16 protein-coding genes are annotated in these 17,786 nt (G+C 68.2%); 10 read left to right on the top strand and 6 right to left on the bottom strand.

Annotation, left to right across the window (positions count from 1 at the left end; all coding sequences use genetic code 11):
- Positions 1–551 precede the first annotated feature (551 nt).
- From DWF00_RS20940 to DWF00_RS20905, 8 genes are all read left to right on the top strand, one after another.
- Positions 552–1,133, top strand: a complete 582-nt coding sequence (locus tag DWF00_RS20940; RefSeq protein WP_114832822.1) for a hypothetical protein — start codon at positions 552–554, stop codon at positions 1,131–1,133.
- 239 nt (positions 1,134–1,372) lie between these two features.
- Positions 1,373–2,359 (top strand): AAA family ATPase, encoded by a 987-nt coding sequence (locus DWF00_RS20935; RefSeq protein ID WP_114832821.1) that lies wholly within the window; start codon positions 1,373–1,375, stop codon positions 2,357–2,359.
- A gap of 62 nt (positions 2,360–2,421) precedes the next feature.
- Positions 2,422–3,417, top strand: coding sequence for a DUF58 domain-containing protein (locus DWF00_RS20930; protein ID WP_114832820.1), 996 nt, complete (start codon positions 2,422–2,424; stop codon positions 3,415–3,417).
- Positions 3,414–3,836 carry a DUF4381 domain-containing protein gene (locus DWF00_RS20925; RefSeq protein ID WP_114832819.1) on the top strand — a complete coding sequence of 141 codons (423 nt, stop codon included), beginning with the start codon at positions 3,414–3,416 and terminating at the stop codon, positions 3,834–3,836. Before DWF00_RS20930 ends, DWF00_RS20925 begins: the two co-directional genes overlap by 4 nt.
- A 2-nt stretch (positions 3,837–3,838) precedes the next feature.
- On the top strand, positions 3,839–4,849 hold the full coding sequence (locus DWF00_RS20920; RefSeq protein WP_114832818.1) for a VWA domain-containing protein: 1,011 nt from the start codon (positions 3,839–3,841) through the stop codon (positions 4,847–4,849).
- Positions 4,846–5,772, top strand: coding sequence for a vWA domain-containing protein (locus tag DWF00_RS20915; RefSeq protein WP_245974157.1), 927 nt, complete (start codon positions 4,846–4,848; stop codon positions 5,770–5,772). The genes DWF00_RS20920 and DWF00_RS20915 overlap by 4 nt, the downstream gene beginning before the upstream one ends.
- Positions 5,769–6,398, top strand: a complete 630-nt coding sequence (locus tag DWF00_RS20910; RefSeq protein WP_114832817.1) for a tetratricopeptide repeat protein — start codon at positions 5,769–5,771, stop codon at positions 6,396–6,398. Before DWF00_RS20915 ends, DWF00_RS20910 begins: the two co-directional genes overlap by 4 nt.
- On the top strand, positions 6,395–7,675 hold the full coding sequence (locus DWF00_RS20905; RefSeq protein ID WP_181832923.1) for a BatD family protein: 1,281 nt from the start codon (positions 6,395–6,397) through the stop codon (positions 7,673–7,675). The genes DWF00_RS20910 and DWF00_RS20905 overlap by 4 nt, the downstream gene beginning before the upstream one ends.
- Positions 7,676–7,873: 198 nt before the next feature.
- Here the strand turns inward: DWF00_RS20905 and DWF00_RS20900 are convergent, their stop codons facing one another.
- On the bottom strand, positions 7,874–8,449 hold the full coding sequence (locus tag DWF00_RS20900) for a hypothetical protein (RefSeq protein ID WP_245974156.1): 576 nt from the start codon (positions 8,447–8,449) through the stop codon (positions 7,874–7,876).
- Between the two features lie 48 nt (positions 8,450–8,497).
- A complete protein-coding gene (locus DWF00_RS20895; protein ID WP_181832922.1) occupies positions 8,498–10,024 on the bottom strand; it encodes a carotenoid oxygenase family protein in 1,527 nt (508 codons plus the stop codon).
- A gap of 353 nt (positions 10,025–10,377) precedes the next feature.
- Here DWF00_RS20895 and DWF00_RS20890 point away from each other — a divergent pair, with 353 nt between their 5' ends.
- Both DWF00_RS20890 and DWF00_RS20885 read left to right on the top strand, forming a co-directional pair.
- Positions 10,378–11,721 carry an MFS transporter gene (locus DWF00_RS20890; RefSeq protein WP_245974155.1) on the top strand — a complete coding sequence of 448 codons (1,344 nt, stop codon included), beginning with the start codon at positions 10,378–10,380 and terminating at the stop codon, positions 11,719–11,721.
- A gap of 154 nt (positions 11,722–11,875) precedes the next feature.
- On the top strand, positions 11,876–12,520 hold the full coding sequence (locus tag DWF00_RS20885; protein ID WP_114832813.1) for a TetR/AcrR family transcriptional regulator: 645 nt from the start codon (positions 11,876–11,878) through the stop codon (positions 12,518–12,520).
- A 62-nt stretch (positions 12,521–12,582) separates the two neighbouring features.
- On the opposite strand, the gene DWF00_RS20880 is transcribed toward DWF00_RS20885, so the two are convergent.
- The 4 genes from DWF00_RS20880 to DWF00_RS20865 all read right to left on the bottom strand — a co-directional run bounded on the left by DWF00_RS20880 (position 12,583) and on the right by DWF00_RS20865 (position 17,387).
- The gene (locus DWF00_RS20880) at positions 12,583–14,526 is read right to left on the bottom strand and encodes an AraC family transcriptional regulator (protein WP_114832812.1); all 1,944 of its coding nucleotides are present in this window, start codon (positions 14,524–14,526) and stop codon (positions 12,583–12,585) included.
- A gap of 186 nt (positions 14,527–14,712) precedes the next feature.
- The gene (locus DWF00_RS20875) at positions 14,713–15,639 is read right to left on the bottom strand and encodes a hypothetical protein (protein ID WP_114832811.1); all 927 of its coding nucleotides are present in this window, start codon (positions 15,637–15,639) and stop codon (positions 14,713–14,715) included.
- 10 nt (positions 15,640–15,649) lie between these two features.
- The gene (locus DWF00_RS20870) at positions 15,650–16,933 is read right to left on the bottom strand and encodes an ATP-grasp domain-containing protein (RefSeq protein WP_181832920.1); all 1,284 of its coding nucleotides are present in this window, start codon (positions 16,931–16,933) and stop codon (positions 15,650–15,652) included.
- Positions 16,934–17,057: 124 nt separating this feature from the next.
- A complete protein-coding gene (locus tag DWF00_RS20865) occupies positions 17,058–17,387 on the bottom strand; it encodes a DUF1127 domain-containing protein (protein WP_114832809.1) in 330 nt (109 codons plus the stop codon).
- Between the last annotated feature and the right edge of the window lie 399 nt (positions 17,388–17,786).

Genomic DNA, 17,786 nt, shown 5'->3' with positions numbered 1-17,786 from the left:
CTGACGGTGGGCGCCGACCTGATCGGCAACAACAACTGGGACGTCAAGCTGCAGTACAGCGCCGATCTCGGCAGCGGCTACCAGTCCCATACCGGCATGGCAAAGCTCAGCTACCGCTTCTGAGCGCCATGGGAAAAGGAGCGGCCTGACAGGCCGCTCCACCGCTCTCCCGGACGAGCGCCGGGACAACGCTTTCCCCGGCTGAAATGCGCCAATAGCTGACTCTAGCGCGTCGCCGGAAGCGGACATTGCCGGCGGGCCGAACGGCATCCGCAGTTCGCCCCATAGCGGCCCTTACGCTGGCGTCATGAAGGGAGACCTTCAGGCATTGCCGGACCTTGAGAAGATGGTGCTCGCTGACAAGGGGGCTTTACTTGATCTATTTCTTGCGATCCAAGTAAGCTTTCGACGACCTACTGTGTTGCGGTCGACGTTGGCCCTGTTCCTGATTTTCGCAAAGTCCGTTGGCACCTTTCTCGATTTTCAGGTCATATCCGGCAGCCGGCGGCAGCTTTCAACCCGGATTGCTTTTGAGTACGGAGAAATTCCCGATGTTGAAGCAAATCAGCTTGATCTTCGCAGTTTCGCTGGCGGTGGGGGTTGCGGGTTGCGCGACCGATCCGATTGTAACAAGCCAGACAGTAATCGTCGCTGGCGTCGGCCCGGTGGAAGTCGAGCAGCTCGATGTCGAGATCGTCGATGTGGATCCCGCCGAGCGCATGGTGGTCGTCCGGCAGGGCCGCCAAACATGGCCGGTCGCGGTGCCGGAAGTGTTCGGCGATCTGCAAAACATCAACGCGGGTGACAGGGTCCAGATCCGGCGCGTCGAAGGCGTGGTCCTTGGGGCCAGGCGTGCCCGGAAGGGCGCAAAGCCAGCAATCGTCTATACGGAGGCGGTTAGCGCCCCCAGCTTCCAGAACCTGCCGGATAAGTTTGTCGTGCGGTCATTGACGGTGACGGCGAGGTTCGAGAGCTTCGATCCTGCGACGGGCCTCGTGAGCTATGTCGGTCCGGCCGGGCCCCGGACCCGCACGGTGTCCGATCCCGTCATCAAAAGCGATATCAGGCGCCTGAGGCGTGGCGACATGGTGGAGCTTACCTTCGCCGAAGGCTTCCACTTCCAGAAGTACTGAGCCCCTCGGCTCAGCGCCGCTGGTGGGTGCGCGTGGCGGTCACGCCGCGCACCCACCAGCTTCACCAACCAGTTCGACTTCGCTCGATGCTGGCCCGGTTCGACTTGCGGCGCAGATGGCCGCTTCTGCGGAAAAGGCAAGCCCCTCTCGGCCCGTAACAGTTACGCGGCTGACTCGCGCGTCGCGATATCCAAATATCGGCACGATAGCGTTGCCTGCGCGTCCTGAGGGGTCGAGCGATGGATGCAACCGCCGGCCAGACGGCACGCGATGCCGTCAGGGACCTCAAGAACCGGATCGACCAAGACATCATTGGCCAGGAACGGGTGGTCGAGCGCATCGTCATCGCCCTGCTCGCCAACGGCAACGCCCTCGTCGAGGGGTTGCCGGGCCTCGCCAAGACGCGCGCGATCAAGAGCCTGTCGAAGAACCTCGAATCCGACTTCAGCCGCATCCAGTTCACGCCCGACCTGCTGCCGTCCGACGTGACCGGTGGCGAGATCCTGCGGCAGGACGGGCAGTTCGAGTTCCGCAAGGGGCCGATCTTCGGCAACCTCATCCTCGCGGACGAGATCAACCGCGCGCCGCCCAAGGTGCAGTCGGCCCTCCTCGAGGCGATGGAGGAGCGCCACGTCACCGTGGCCGGGAAGCGCTACGACCTGCCGCCGCTGTTCATGGTGCTCGCCACCCAGAACCCGATCGAGCAGGAAGGCACTTATCCGCTGCCCGAGGCGCAGATGGATCGGTTCCTGATGCATATCCGCATCGACTACCCGTCCGACGCGGACGAGGTGAAGGTGATGCAGCTGGTGCGGTCGGAGGCCGCCGCGCAGCAGGCCGCCCCCTCCGCCCCGCCTCCCAAGATTCCGCAGCAGGCGATCTTCGATGCCAGGGCCGAGATCGATCGCGTCGCGAGCAAGGACGTCGTCGAGAGCTATATCGTCGGCCTCGTCGCCGCGACCCGGCGCCCGGCCGAATTCGGCGACAAGCTGAAGAACTGGATCTCGGTCGGCGCCAGCCCGCGCGGATCCCTCGCGCTCGATCGTTGCTCGCGGACCTATGCCTGGCTGAAGGGGCGCGACTTCGTCACGCCGGAGGATGTGCAGGCCGTCGCGCATGATTGCCTCAGGCATCGCCTGTCTCTCGGCTACGAGGCCGGAGCCGACGGCGTGACGGCCGACGACGTGCTCGACGAGGTGGTCAGGCAGGTTGCCGTCGCGATCTAGAGCATGATGCCGAAAAGTGGGCGCCGGTTTTCGGACGACATCCGGCTCTAGGTGAGGTGGCGATGACACCGACCGGCGAAGGGACGAAGGCGGGAGGCGCGGCGTCCGCGCGCGCGTTCGTCACGCTCGACGATCTGATGCGCCTCAAGCACCGCGCACAGGGCTTTAGCTTCCTGCCGCGCCAGCCCGTGCACAGCCTGCTCGCCGGGCGGCATGCTTCGAGGCTCCGCGGACGCGGGCTGAACTTCGAGGAGTTGCGCCACTATTTCGAGGGCGACGACACGCGCACGATCGACTGGCTGGCGACGGCGCGCCTGCGCAGCCCGCATGTCCGGGTGTATTCCGAGGAGCGCGACCGCCCCGTCGTGCTGCTGGTCGACCAGCGCAGCACGATGTTCTTCGGCAGCAGGCGCGCGATGAAATCCGTCGCGGCGGCCGAGGCGGCGGCGCTGGCGGCGTGGCGCGTCACCTCGCTCGGCGACCGTGTCGGGGCCGTGGTTTTCGGCGACCGCGGCATCGCCGTGATCAAGCCGCAGGCGCGGGAGCGCGGAGTGATGCGCGTGCTGTGGGAGGTGATCAGGCAGAACGCGGCGCTGGCGGGACCGGGCGACGCGGCAGCGGCGGCGGGCCGCCTGAACGAGGCGCTGCGGGCGGCCGCCCGACTGGCGGTGCATGACTGTCTCGTCTGCCTGATCTCGGATGCCGCCGGGGAGGATGAGGAGACGGTGCGGCTGATCACGGGGATCGGCGCCCATAACGACGTCATAGCGGCCTTCGTCCATGACCCGATGGAAAAGGAGCTGCCCGACGTCGGGACGGCCACCTTCTCCTTGGGCGACAGGCAGATCGAGGTCGATGCGTCCTCGTCGGCGCTGCGCGGTCGCTTCGCCCGGGACCGGGCCGGCTGGGGGGAGCGCCTGTCGCGGCTGTCGCGCAACCGCGCCATCCCGGTTTTGCCGATCTCGACCGGACGGGACGTCGCCGACCAGTTCCGCGAGTTGATCGGCAGGCGCCAGGCGCAACGGCTTGCGGATGCCGGCGGGAGGGCGGCCCTATGAGTGCAGATCCCGGCGATCTCGCCAATCTGGCCGACATCGTCCTGCCGCCCGCGGTCCCGTTCTGGCCTCCGGCAGCCGGGGTCTGGATTGTCGGGGCGGTCGCCGGCGCCATGCTGGCGGTGGCCGGGCGGCGAGCCCTGCGCCGCTATCGGGCGGACGCCTACCTGCGGCTCGCGGCGAAGGAGATCGATGACGGCCTCTCACCGAACGGGGACGGCACCGACGTGGCCATCTCCGCCATCCTGAAGCGCGCGGCCATGGTTGCCTACGGCCGGGAACGGGTCGCGTCGCTGACCGGGGCCGCCTGGACCGAATTTCTGGCCGCCTCGGCGCCAGGGGCACCCGCTTTCGCGCTGTCCGGGAGTTGGGCCAAGGCCTGGCTGAGCCGCCAGCGTGGCCGCGTGTCGCGGGAGGCCTGAGCATGCTCTCCTTCGCCCATCCCTGGATCGCGCTGCTCACCCCGCTGCCGCTGCTGGTCTGGTTCGGGCTCCCGGCCCATGCCGAGCGGCGCGCCGGGCTGCGCGTGCCCTTCTTCGACAGATTGGCCCGCCTGAGCGGTCAGGAGCCGTTCTCGGGCGGCGTGGTTGCGCGCCGCCATGCCGGGCGCCTTGTCGTCCTCGCGCTCACATGGCTCCTGACATTGGCTGCGCTCGCCCGGCCACAATGGATCGAGCCGCCGCTGCACCGCGACCTGCCGACGCGTGACCTGCTCGTCCTCGTCGACTTGTCAGGTTCGATGGGCACGAAGGACTTCGTCGACGCCTCGGGCAAGACCGTCGACCGGCTCACCGCGGTGAAGCAGGTGCTCGACGACTTCCTGTCGCGCCGCAAGGGCGACCGCGTCGGCGTCGTGGTGTTCGGAGATGCGCCCTTCGCGCTCGTACCCTTCACCACCGATTTTGAGCTCTGCCGCGTCATGCTCCGCGATACCGACGTCGGCATGGCAGGCCCCCGCACGGCTTTCGGCGACGCGATCGGGCTGGGGATCGGCCTGTTCGCGAAGAGCACGGTCAAGGCCAAGACCATCATCGCGTTGACCGACGGCAACGACACGATGAGCAAGGTGCCGCCGGGAGAGGCGGCGGGGATTGCCAAGGACAAGGGCATCGTCATCCATACCGTCGCGGTCGGCGATCCGCAGGCGGCCGGCGAGGACAAGCTCGACGAGGCCGCCCTCAAGGAGGTCGCGGACAAGACCGGCGGCGGGTTCTTCCGCGCGCTCGACCGCGCCCAGCTCGCCGACATCTATCGCCGTCTCGACCAGATCGAGACGCGCCGCATCGACACCGTCAGCTTCCGGCCGAGGCGCGACGTCTACTGGGTGCCGCTGGCGGCTGCCCTGACGCTGACGCTGCTGGCGCAGGCGCTCGTCGTCGCGCGGCGACGGCTGCGCCGGGGCGCGCCCGCCGCCCTCGCGGGAGGGACGCGATGATGGAGGCCCTGTCCGTCTTCCATTTCGCGCGGCCGCTCTGGCTGCTGGCGCTTCTGCCCGCCGCCGCGCTCTGGCTGAGCGAGCGGCGTGGATCGGACGAGATGCGCCGATGGCGCCGGGTCATCGATCCGGAACTGCTGCAGCATCTCGTCGTCGGAGCCGAGCGGCGCGCACGCATCACGCCCGCTGACGGGCTCCTCATAGCCTGGGCGCTTGCCGCCGTCGCGGTAGCCGGGCCTGCCTGGCAGCGCGAGCCGTCGCCATTTGCCGACGCGAAGCCGCCCGTCGCGGTCGTGCTCAAGGTCGGCCCGTCCATGTTGACCGAGGACCTCGCCCCGACACGGCTCGACCGCGCCCGGCAGAAGCTCTCCGACATCCTCGCGGCGCGCGAGGGGGCCTCCACCGCCCTCATCGCCTATGCCGGATCGTCGCATATCGTCGTGCCGCCGACGCCCGACGCGGCCGTCGTGCTCGACCTCGCCAAGGCGCTCTCGCCCGAGATCATGCCGAAGCGGGACGGCGAGGATCTGGTCGGGGCCCTGGCGCTCGCGAACCGGACTCTGGCCGCCTCGGCGAATGGCGGCTCCGTCCTGCTGATGGCGGATGTCGTTGCGCCCGAGGCGCTGGCACGGCTCCCGAAGGGCAAGTTCGCTGCGATCACGATCCTGTCGCTTCAGCCCGACGGCGCATCGCCCGGCGGGATCGAGGAGGCCGGGCGCAGCCTCGGAGCGGCCATCGTGGCGACCACGCCGGACCAGGATGACGTCTCCACCATCGCGCGCCGCCTCGATCGGACGGACCTCGCCGCCGCCATCATCGCCGATGGCGAGGTGCAGTACTGGAAGGAGGCCGGATACTGGCTGACGCCGCTGCTGGCATTGCTCGTCCTGCTCTGGTTCCGGCGCGGATGGGTGCTGGCATGAGGCGTCCAGGCACCCTCCATGGGTTGATCGGCCTCGCGGGGCTCGCCGCCCTGTTGGGCGCGGGATATCGCCTCGGCTGGCATGACCTCTGGTTGAAGCCCGACCAGCGCGGGCGTGTGCTGATGAACCAGGGCCGAGCGGCCGAGGCGGCCAAGGTCTTTCGCGATCCGCTCTGGCGCGGAGTGGCCCTGTTCAGGAACGGCGACTTCAAGGCGGCGGCTCAGGCTTTCGCGGCCAGCGACAGGGCCGAGGGCGCCTTCAACCAGGCCAATGCCTTCGTCATGCTCGGCCAATACGACGAGGCCCTGAAGCGCTACGACCGGGCGCTCGCGCTCCGCCCCGGCTGGCCGGAGGCAACCGGAAACCGGGAGATCGCGCGCATTCGCGGCGAGCGCCGCAAGGCCGAGGGCGGAGTCACCGACGACACGGAATCGAAGCCCGACGAGATCGTCTTCGACAAGACCAAGAAGGGCGGTGAGGACACCGACCTCGAAACGCAGGCGCCGATGTCCGATGAGGCGGTCCGCGCGCTATGGCTGAAGCGCGTGCAGACCCGGCCCGCCGACTTCCTCAAGGCCAAGTTCGCCTACCAGCTCACCGCCGGAGCGACGGAGACGGCCCCATGAGGCTCGCGCTCCCATGCCTGCTCCTGCTGCCTATCGCCGCCATGGCGCAGACGACGCCGGATGCCCCGCGCCTGCGCACATCGCTCGAGCCTGCCGCCGGCATCGTCATCGGCCAGCCGGTGCGCCTTCGCGTTCAGGTGCTATTCCCCGGGGAGATGCCGCACCCGCCTTTGGTCAAGGTCCGGGAGGCGCCGGGCACGCAGATCCTGCGCTTTGAGACGCAAGCGCTCACCATCCGGGACCGCATCGACGGCAATGACTATGTCGGCCAAGTCTTCGAGTTCGTGGTGTTCCCGCGGCGGCCCGGAGAGATCGCGATCCCGGCTCCGGACGTGACCCTGCTCGACCGCGCCGGAGATCCGGTGGGCACGGCGACAGGCGAGGCGACGCGTTTCGGCGTGAGCGTGCCGCCCGGAATCGATCCCTCCGGCCCCGTCCTCGTCGCCGACAAGGTCAGCGCGAGCGAGAGCTGGTCGCCGGAACCGGGTTCGACTTTGCGCGAAGGCGGCGCCATCACGAGGATAATCCGGCGGCAGGCCAGCGGCGTCCCGGCATTGGGCATGGCGGAGCTTCGCTTCACCGCGCCGGAGGGCGTGCGGGTCTATCTCGATCCTCCGGTCGTCGAGGACCGCGTCGACCGGGGTGGTGTCGACGGTGCGCGGACGGACAAGGTGACCTATGTCTTCGAGCGGCCCGGCACCTATGCGCTGCCTCAGATCTCGCAACCCTGGTGGAGCCTGTCGAGCAAGGAAGCGCGCATCGAGGCCTTGCCGGGAGCGATGGTAACGGTTGCCGCGACGTCCCCGGCGGCATCGGAACGGCATCGTTTCGATGCCGGATGGCTTGCCTGGGGACTGCTCGGACTCGTTGCCCTCGTCACGGCCGTCGCTGGTGGCGTCACCTTCGTCCGGCCGTGGCGCGAGCGATACCGAGCCTCGGCCGCCTTCGCGCAACGTCAGCTTCTGAGGACCGCCGCATTCGGCGATGCCGCCGCCACTTACCGAGCGATGCAGACTTGGCGCAGTCGTATGTCGCTTGCCGATATGGCGAGCCTCGAGACCGACCCGTCATTGCTCCCGCACTATCAGCATCTTCTCGCAGTGATCTTCGGGGGCATAGGTAGCTGGGGCGGTCGCGACGGTCGGGCCTTGGCGAAGGCCGTCGCCGCATGGCGAAGCGAGCATCCCCAGGCTGGCGGCCTGCCCCAGCCTCTGCCTCCCCTCAACCCCGCATACGCGCCCATTGCGGATGCAGCGGCGAACAGGGGAAGGAACTAGCCATGGGCAAGATGAAGGCTGCAAGTCTGCCTGACACAGACCTCCTCGATTGGAGCTGTTAGTCGTTATACGCTGACGCTCAATCTGCTGCGCCGCCCAAAGGATGTTCATGAGAGCAGGCCGGGCCTCTTCTCATTTGCGGGGCTCCAGGTCGGAGTCCAGTTTGGCCCAGAGCTGTTCGCCCTTCCAGCACCCGGCTCAGCTTCCGCTCGCGGGCGTGTGCTTCTGCTTGGGGTACCAGCCGGTAAACTTCGTAGCGAAGACCAGGGCCGCGACGATCGTCAGGACGCCGACCTGCCTCGGCACCTCGCTCATGAAGACCAGGACGGCGTCGGCGCCCGTGATCACGGCGAAGGCGGCAGCCCAGACCGAGGTGATCACCACGTTGGTCCGCTTGAATTCCGGCGCGTTCCAAAATTCCGGCGGCACCTGCTCGCGGGCATATTGCAAGGTGAAGGGGACGCCGGCGGCGAGCGAGATGAGGACGACCAGGAGCAGCCCGCCATCGACCAGCAATCTCACCGCCATGACGGAGAAGTTTGCGCCGATGGTGATCACATAAAGCGCGATCCCTGCGAACAGGACCAGGCTGCCGATCTCCAGAATCTTCGGAACGCGCCCTGAAAGCGCGTCGCGCAGGACGAGCGCGATGGATATGGCCGCTCCGGCCAGCAATCCGTCGACCGAACCAAGCGCCCGGTCGACGAGGGCGAAGGCGATGAAGGGGGCGAATGCGAACAGGATGCCCATCGAAATCTCCGTTGTGAGCGTCATGATGACCGCGCCCCGCCCGCGCATGGGCGGGCGGGGCGTCGGCAGGGGTCAGGATCTCGGGATCCAGTTGCCGTGCAGGCCCTGCGGCACGCGCTGGGGCAGCCGCACGACGGCGACGGGCTCGGAATCCACGCGGGCGGCGTCCAGGAGGACGAAGTCGCTGGTCTGCGCGACCGGATCGTAGGAGAAGATGGCGAGATAGCCGTCATCCTCGCCCTGCCCGCCGCGCGGGACGAAGACCGCCTCGCCGACGATATGGTTGCCGAAATCGTGCCGTGCCGATTCTCCGGTCTCGGTGTCGACCTTGAGCAGCGTGTTGAACGTGGCCGAGGGCGGGCTCGGAATGCGCAGGCTGTCCGAGAGCGTGGGCACGTAGACGTAGCGCGAGCGCAGGGCCTCGCGCGCCTCGTTGATGCGCGGGAACTCCACGGTCAGCGCGGCCAGCGCCGTGTCTCGGATTCTGCGGCTCGCGAGGTCGATCTCCAGGCGATGCAACGGGGTCGTGCCGGCCGGACCGCCGAAGTCGTGATGGCGGACATAGTCGATGACGATGTCGCCGCCGCGTTCGAAGCCGTTGGCGAAATGGAAGACGAAGAAGGGATCGGCCTGCAGCCAGACCGGATCGCCGCCGTCGAGCGGGACGACCGCGATGCGCGTGCCCATGCTGGGGCGCCATTGCAGCATGGACTGCCCCGATTGGGCGGCCTGGACGTCGAACACGACCGGGCCGGCGACCAGGACGATGTAGCGCTCGGTCAGGATGAAGTCGTGGATCATCGTCGGCTCGGACATGGTCAGCGAGAACGAGCGGACGAGCTTCGCGCTGGCGTCGATCTCATGGAACTGCACCACCGGATTGCGCCAAGTATAGGCGAGAGCGAAGAGGGAGCCGGTCCTCGGATGCTTGCGATTATGCGCGCCCAGGCTGATCGGCGCGCCCGTGCCCGCCGTCCACTCGCCGATGGTGTCGAGCTCCATCGTCATCTCGTAGCAGGTGGTCGCCTCGTTCAGCGCGAGCAGGTGGCCGCCATGCTGGAGGATGTTGATGAAGGCGCCGTTCTTGAAGGGCCCGGGATTGTCGCCCGGCCGCAGCAGCGTGGGATCGACGGGAACGGGGTGGGCGAAGCTGCCATAGACCGCCTGGTTGGCCCGCTTCTCGACCGCGAGGCTTGCCGTCGCGACGAAGCGGTTGCGATAGCGCGCCTTGCCGTTGTCGAGATAGACCGCATGGATCATTCCGTCCCCGTCCATCGGGTAGAAATAGGACAGCGGCTTGAACAGCGGGTTGGGGCCGTTGCGCATATAGGCGCCGCTCAGCTCGGGCGGAATGCGCCCAAAAATCACCGGCAGGTCCCGCGCCTCGATCTCCGGGCCGATCGAAGCGAAATTGCCGCTCAGATGCGGATCGTCCGAGGTCCAGGTGATGTCGGCGGTGACGAGCCCCTCGCCGATTACCTGCCCCCCGCGGGCTACCTGCCCCCCGCCGGCTACCTGCCCTTCGGCGGAGGCCGGCCCACCGAGCGAAAGCGCTGCTGCCGCGGCGCCGGCCGCCAGTCCAAAATCACGTCGGGTCATGTCGCGTCTCATGATGAAATACTCTCGAAGGGAAATGAATGCCCAGCCGCGCTGCGGCGTATCCGCGGGCTGATCGACAAGCGGCCAGCCTGACGGCGATGGCCTTCCGGCGGTTGCCGCCGGGGTCGGTGAGATCGATGACGATGAGAGGCGCTGGTGCGGGCAGAAGGCGCGTCGGACGCTTTCGCACCAGAGCCATGCGGCGGCGATATCGCGTACCTTGCGTCAAGAGCATTGCACCGCTGCGTGCGATGGTCCCAATGCGGGATTGAAGAGAGGTTCGGCGCGCCGGAGGCTCTCGGTGGAACGGCGGGGGACGAAGGATGACGGGCGATCATGCGGCGCGGCCTGGCATGGCTGCGCCCCGCCTCGCGCTCGCGGGCTGGGTGTTGTTCGACTGGGCCGCCCAGCCTTTCTTCAGCCTGGTCCAGACCTTCGGCTACGCGCCGTATTTCGTCCGCGTCATGGTGGGCGATCCGGTCGCGGGACAGGCCTATTGGGGCTATGGCACCGCCGTTGCCGCGCTCCTGATCGCCGTCTTGTCTCCGACGCTCGGGGCGATCGTCGATCAGATGGGGCGCCGCAAGCTCTGGATCGGCGCAACCGGTGCGATCTACGCCCTGTGCTGCGTCCTGCTCTGGTTTTGCCGCCCGGGCGAGCCGGGGGCGATCGTCATGGCGCTCGCCGCCGTTTGCGTCGCCGCCGTCGCCATCGAGATCGCAGTCATGGTCAACAACGCCATGCTGCCCGGCCTGGTCGACCGCTCGCATGTCGGGCGCCTCTCCGGCCTCGGCGCGGCGCTCGGCAATGTCGGCGGCGTCGTCGCCACCCTGCTCGTGCTGACGCTGTTCGTCGCCAATCCCGGTACGGGAAAGACCCTTCTCGGCATCGCGCCGATCCTCGGCCTGGACGGAGCACATCAGGAGGGCGCCCGGGCGATCGGCCCCTTCTCGGCGCTCTGGTTCGGTTGCTTCATCCTGCCGCTGCTGCTCTTCACGCCGGACGCACGGCCAATCCGGACGGGCACGCCGACGATCCGGGCCGGCCTGTCGGCGCTTCGTGCCAGCCTGCGCGAATTGCCGCGCCATCCGGCCCTGCTGCGCTTCCTGATCGCCAACATGATCTACACCGACGGGCTGGTCGCCCTGTTCGCAATGGGCGGGATCTTCGCCTCTAGCATTCTCGGATGGACGGCGATCCAGGTTGGCCTGTTCGGCATGCTCGTGACGACCGCCGGCATCGCCGGCGCCCTGGCCGGCGGTTCGCTGGTCGACCGGATCGGGGCCAGGGCCGTCGTGCTGCTGACGCTCGGCCTGCTGATGGCGGCGCTTGCCGGCACCCTGTCCCTCGGCCCCGACCATGTCGGTCCCTGGGCGGTCGCGCCGCCGCGCCCGGATCGCGTCCTGTTCGATTCGGCGGCCGAGCGCGTCTATCTCGCGATCGGAACGCTGATCGGCCTGTGCTCGGGCGCCCTGCTCGCCTCGACGCGCATCGTCCTCATCGGCCTGGCGCCCCCGGACCGGCTGACGCAGTTCTTCGGATTGTTCGCGCTGAGCGGCCGCGTCACCGCCTTCCTGGGTCCGCTCAGCGTCGCGGTCGCGACGCAGCTGATGGCGAGCCAGCGTGCCGGCATTGCCGTGCTGATGGTGTTTTTCGCGGTCGGGATGGCGCTTCTGGCGACGGTCAAGACCCGATGAGGTAGCCGCGGAATACAGCCGACCGACGGCGGGCATGGTCCTGGACAAAGGGTAAGCGAGCGGCATCGCGCAATCCGATATTTACACCGTAAACTTCGCTAGGCGCCACCGCCGGGATTGTCAAGAAAAATGTTTTCAGCGTAAACATGTAGCCATGAACAAGCCTTCCCCCACCGACCAGCAACGCCCCTATCATCATGGCGACCTGCGCAGTGCCCTGCTCGCGGCGGCCGAAAAGATCCTTGAAACCGAGGGCATCCAGGCGCTGACGCTGCGGGCGGCGGCCCGGGCCGTCGGCGTTTCGCACACGGCGCCGCAGAACCATTTCGACGATCTGACGGGACTTCTCAGCGAGCTCGCGGCGGTCGGCTATCAGCGCTTCAGCGCGGCCGTTCAGGCGGCAGCAGCGGCGGTGGCAGGCGCCGACATGCGGACGCGCAACCGCGAGACCGGCCGCGCCTATGTCCGCTTCGCGCGCGCTCACCCGGGCCTGTTCGCGCTCATGTACCGGAGCGAGAGGTTGGACGTCACGCGGCCCGCCTTGCACGCCGCGATCGGGCTGGCGCGTCAGGCGCTGCGCCAGACCACGCCGTCATCCGATCAAGCCGCCGCTCCCCCCATCCGTCTGGCGGCAGTGGGTGCGGCCCGCTGGGCACTGGTGCACGGCTTCGCGCTGCTTCTCATCGAGGGCCGTCTCGAGGGGCTGATGAAGGCGGTGCCCGGCGGCGTCGACCCGGACGAACTGCTCGACGCGGTGTTCGACGTGGTCCGGGTCAGCGTGGATAATCCCGACGTCTAAATCGACGTCTCGATTTCTATGGCCGCTTATTCGCGCAGCAGCCCGCACAGCCCCAGGGAATGTCAGGTTCTCCGCACGAGCCCGTGATCCGTCAGCGTCACCGCTGCGGTCCCGCTGCCGAAGAGTTCCTGCTCCAGGCCGAGTGTCGCCGAATGCAGCAGCGACATCGCCCGGGCGTCGCCGCTCGCCCGCGCGGCCTGAAGGGCCTGGTAGATCACGACGAAATGGCACAGCAGAGCGGTGTGGATGTTCCGAGACTGCCGAGGATCGGGCGTCGCGGAATGCCATAATGCGTCCCTGACCTGCCGGTTGGCGGCCTTGACCTGCTCGAGGCCGGGATCGGGTGCCCCGGCGCGCGCCGTCAGCAGCACGAGCATGAAGGCGGTCACCGCATCGGCGAGCTCGCCGGGGACCAGCTCGTAGGCGCGTAGCACGCCGGCATAGATCCCGCCGAAATCATGGGTCTGGATCAGCTGTGCGAACTCCGTCGTGAGATCGGCATCACGCTGCTGCAGCATGGCGAGGAGATGCTCGACATCGCTCGCGGCAAGACTCACCGGCATGCCGGCATCGTCCGCCGCGGGCGCGTGCTGGTGAGGCGCCGCGCCTGGAGCGAGCACCCGGTCCAGGAAGGTCTTGTCGAAACACGTTGCCAGCAGCGGGCTGGCCAGCGGCACGAGTCGCGTCCAGCGCTGCCGGATGCTGAGATTGAGCGTCCGGGGCACGCCGAAGCCAGCCACGCCCGTGGTCTCGTCTGCGGGCGGCGCAAAGGAGCGGTCGGCGCGGTGCGCCCATTCGCTCGGGGTGCAGCCGACCATCTGATGGAAGACGTGGTGGAAGCGCGCATAGCTGCCGAAGCCGGCATCGAGTGAGGCCATCAGCAAGTTCATGCCCGGCTGGTAATCCTCCATGAAGCGTTCGAGGCGGATGCGGTTGCGCCAGTCGACGAAGCTGCGGTTGGTGTGCTCGACGAGGAGGCGGCTGAGATAGGGCGCCGCGATCCCGGACTCCTCGGCGAGGCTCGACAGGGAGAATGCCGCCCCGCTCTCGCGCAAGAGCAGCAGCGCGCGCGTCACCGCCGGGTGCATCAGCTTGAGATGAGCGGGCGGGCTGCCCCGGCACGCCCGCAGGGCTCGCCTCAGCGCATAGGTGAGGCCGGCATTATAGGTCGTCGGCTCGTCGGAATCCTGTGCGACCTGGCTCAACAGCCGGTCGAGATCGACCAATTCCTCGCCGGGCAGCAGGCGCGAGGGCTGCGCTGCGATCTCGGCTTGCCCCAGTGCGTCCACTTGGTCGGCGCGCAGGCTCACGACCCACATTTCGAGCTTGGGAGAGCGGACCAGCCGGTGCTGCTGGCCGGGGCGGAGCCAGATCAGAGTTCCAGCCTTGAGCTCATAGGTCAGGTTGCCGACCGTATAGCTGCCGGCGCCCCGCACCACGAGGTCGAACTCGACCTCCTCATGGCGGTGATCGATATGCAGCCGCGCGCCCGCGACGGTCCGGCGGACCTCGCCGACAAGTCCTTCCGGAATGGGCCGGCCCTGGTCGCGAATGGGACGATCTCCAAGAGGCGCAGAAGCCGGAATCGTAAAAAACGCGAACGAGGCCTGGGAAATCCGGCAAGCCGTCCAGGCTCCGTCCAGCGCATAACGCCTCCATGAGATGGATCTCGCTGCCGATCCCGGCAGCCGACCGCTCATCGAAACAGGGAGGCCGTCATGTCGCTCGTTCACACCATCGCACCGGTTGCCGCAACGTTTCAATCGGGCACGGAAAGCTTTCTCGGCAGGTCGCGCAAAGCGGCCTCGCATCTGATCTTCAGGATGACCGGATTGCTCCGGGCGATCAGCAACCGCCGCGCTCTTGCCAGCATCGCGGCAATGGACCACGCGCAGCTTCGCGATATCGGGCTGACGGCCGCCGATGTGTACCGCGCGCGCAGCATGCCGCTGGGCGACGACCCGACCGAGATGCTCGCGCGCGAGGTCGAGGAGCGCCGCCGCCATCGCCGGCCGGCCGCACCGAGCCGGAACGGCTAGCCACGGAGCCGGCCGGTTCGCGCAGGGGCATAATCGATCGAACTGAACTTCAGGCGGCGCTCGGTGGAGCGCCGCCTTTCGCATGTCCGCCTCGAGAACGATCCCGGCTAGGCTGCCTGATGCCGATCGAGGAAGCGGCGACTCTCGATGGTGCTAGCGAGTGCGGGTTCGATCATGGCGCTCTCCGCGAACCGGGATGACGGCCGGCACGGCCTTCCGCTGCGCCAGGATATCGAGCCCGAGGAACAGGGTCACCACGATCACGCCGAACAAGGTCGGCACATCCCACTCATAGGCCGGGGACGGGATGGCGATCAGGAACGACAGAAGCGGCTGGGCGGCGAAGCAGATCATCACCGTGAGCGCGTCGCTCCTGCGCAGTGCGACCTGCAACAGCAGAAGCGGCGCGAGCACGCCGACCGCCGCGACGAGCATGATGGGCAGCAGCGAGGACGCTTGCGGCAGCGCGAGGCCGGGCTGCTCCAGGGCGAGCCATGCCGCCGCGATCGCGATCGTCAGGTAGAAGCGATGCGCCAGCACCTGCGCCGGCTTCCAGCCCGCCGTCGCCAGCACCTTGGATTCCCTGGCAGAGAGGGTGGAGGTGAGGCCAGTCAGCAGCGCCGCGGCGATGGCGAGCCAGGCCGACAGCGAGGCCGAAGCGGCCGGCACGGCGCCGATCTCGGCCCGGCACAGCAGCAGGCAGCCGGCCGCGATTCCGGCGCAGGCAATGAGCCGCAACCGCCGTGGCACCAGCCGGTCCTGCACGCTCGCCAGCACGATTGCGGCAAGCAGCGCGGCGCAGAGCTCGATCGAGGCGACGACGGCCGGCGGCAGGTGCCGCAGGGCAAAGAAGAAGCCGACGAAGCTCGCCGCGCTCCAGAGGTTGAGGAGCAGCAGATGGCCGCGCCCCGCCTCCGGCACGCGAAAGCCGGCGACGGCGACGAAGACCACGGCCGTGAGGCCGAAGCTCGACAGGAGGAAGAGCGGCAGCGAGAGCTCGTCGAGGAAGGTGCCGTAGAGCACCTTCCCGAGCGATTGCAGCGCTACCGACAGCAGCACCAGCGACTGGTCGTAGGACATGGGACGTCCCTCAGGCTGCTGCGCGGCAGGGGGCGACGTCGTAGAGCTCGCCGCGCGCCTCCCAGAGCCGGATCGTCTTGATGTCGGCGGATATCTGCCGGAGGTCGTCGTGGACGAGGTAGACCATGCCGCCGCAGGCAAGCCAGTCACCGGTCTGCCAGACGCGGTCGCCGCGGCCGAGCGGGCGATAATGCGCATGGAACGAGGGCAGCTCGCGCAGGCGGCTCAACCCGGCCGTGCCGCGGATCCGCCCGTCGGCGGCGAAGTTGAACAGGACCTTGCTCATCTGCCGGTGCAGTCCGTAGCAGCCGGCGGCGAAGAGCGCCTCGCGCCCGCTGGCGCAGCTCGCGAGCATCTCGGCGAAGACATTGGCCTGCGTCCGCATGCCGGCCCTGGCATAGGACGGCTCGTCCATCGCCGCGCCCATCAGGCGCGCGCCGGTCTCGATCAGGGCCGGCCCCTGCGGCGTCCATTTCAGCTCGGTATGCGCCGCGCCGTTCTCGATCCCGAGCGCGGACAGCACTTGGAGCGTATAGGCGATCAGCGCCTGCGCCCGCGGCAATGTCGGGTCGCAGAGGTGTATGCCGCCCGGGACGACCCTGGAGCCGGTGACCGCGACGCTCATCGACCAGAGGTCGCTGACATAGTGGCGTCCGCCCCAGCTCACCGTGTTGACGATGAATTGCGGGCCGGGAAGGAAGGACTGCAACAGCAACCGGCTGTTGACGCAGCCCATGAAGTTCTCGCGCCCGAGTTCCTGCGCGAAGGCCGTGTCGATATCGGCATGATCCTGGCAGATCGTCACGCCATCGGAGCCCGCGCTCTTCATCGGCTTGACCACGATCGGCCAGGCGGCATGCCGCTTCGCCCAGGCGTGGGCCTCGGCCACGGTCGCGACCGCCGCCTGTTCGGCGACGAGAAGCCCGCTGCGGCGCACCGCCTCGATCATCTCGAACTTGTCGCGTCGCGCCGCGATCGTCTCGAAGCGATTGCCCGGCAGCGCCATGCCTGCGGCGATGCGCTCGGCAAAGGTGACGCCCCATTCCGAGCCGGCGACGACCGCATCGGGCTTCAACGTGGCGAGCGCCTCGATCGCGGCAGGAACGGTGCCGAGATAGCCGAGGTCGCCGTCATAGGGCATTCGGTCGAAGCAGTTCGCGACCGGCGCCGGAAGCTCCGGCGTCGATTGCAGGTGGAGGCATTCCGCCTCGCGGTCGAGAAGCTCGCGCAGGAGTTCGCGGCCGGTCGAATAGCCGTCGACGATGACGACGCGGGAACGAGGTGTCTTTCGCATGGACGTGCTCCAAGGCGCCAGCCGAAGCGGCGGCGATAAAGGGATTGGGTGTTGGGGCGGGAAGCCCCTGCGGCGAGCCGGCTGGCGCGGCCGGCAGGGGAGTGGCGCGGCGGGAACTCCAGGCCTACCGCATCGCTTCGATATGGCGGTCGCGGCAGCGCGAGAGCTCCTCGACAGCGCCCGAGTGGCGCGCCGTGGCGGAGCGAAGCTCGGCGCGGGTGAGGCCGATGTCGCGAAGCTGCTCATCAGAGAGAGCAGTCAGATGGGCGATGGTGGAGCGCTGGCGAAGCGCCTGGAACAGCGCCGCGAAGCGCGCCCGCAGAGCCGCCAGCCGCGTGGACATGCGCGCCGGGAACATGGGCTCGGACTTCGCGGCCGCGCCCGGCAGCGCGCCGTACCTGACGCGGGGACGACGACCCGGCACGGTCAGGTTCTGGTGGAGCTGGTAAGTCATGGTTCGATCCTCCTTCTGGGCTTCCTCAGGCAGGCCTGTCGGAAGTGGTTTCGCGTCAGAAGGTGTGGACCCGACAGCCGGGTCTCGGCTTGTCGCGGCTCGCAGCGGCAGTTCTCGCTTTTTGCGATTCTCGAAACCGACGCTTATCCGCGGCGCGCCAGCCAGATCGATGCGGCGAGATCGCCGAACGGGAGAAGGGCAGCGAGCGCTATGTCGCGGCTTTGGTCACGCGCTGTTTTTACCCGCCTTCTCAGAACCTGACGGCCAGAACCCCCTTGAAGGCGTGGTCCTGGACGTCGGATGCGAGCTGTCCGGCATAGGACAGGCCGAGCGTGGCGTTCCGGCTGATGGCGAGGTCGAGCCCGGCCTCGACCAGCGCGGCGTTCCTGGCGACCGGGA

This window comes from Allobosea caraganae, from assembly GCF_003351345.1.
Taxonomy (GTDB): Bacteria; Pseudomonadota; Alphaproteobacteria; order Rhizobiales; family Beijerinckiaceae; genus Allobosea; species Allobosea caraganae.
This window is presented reverse-complemented; position numbering and strand designations above follow the sequence as displayed.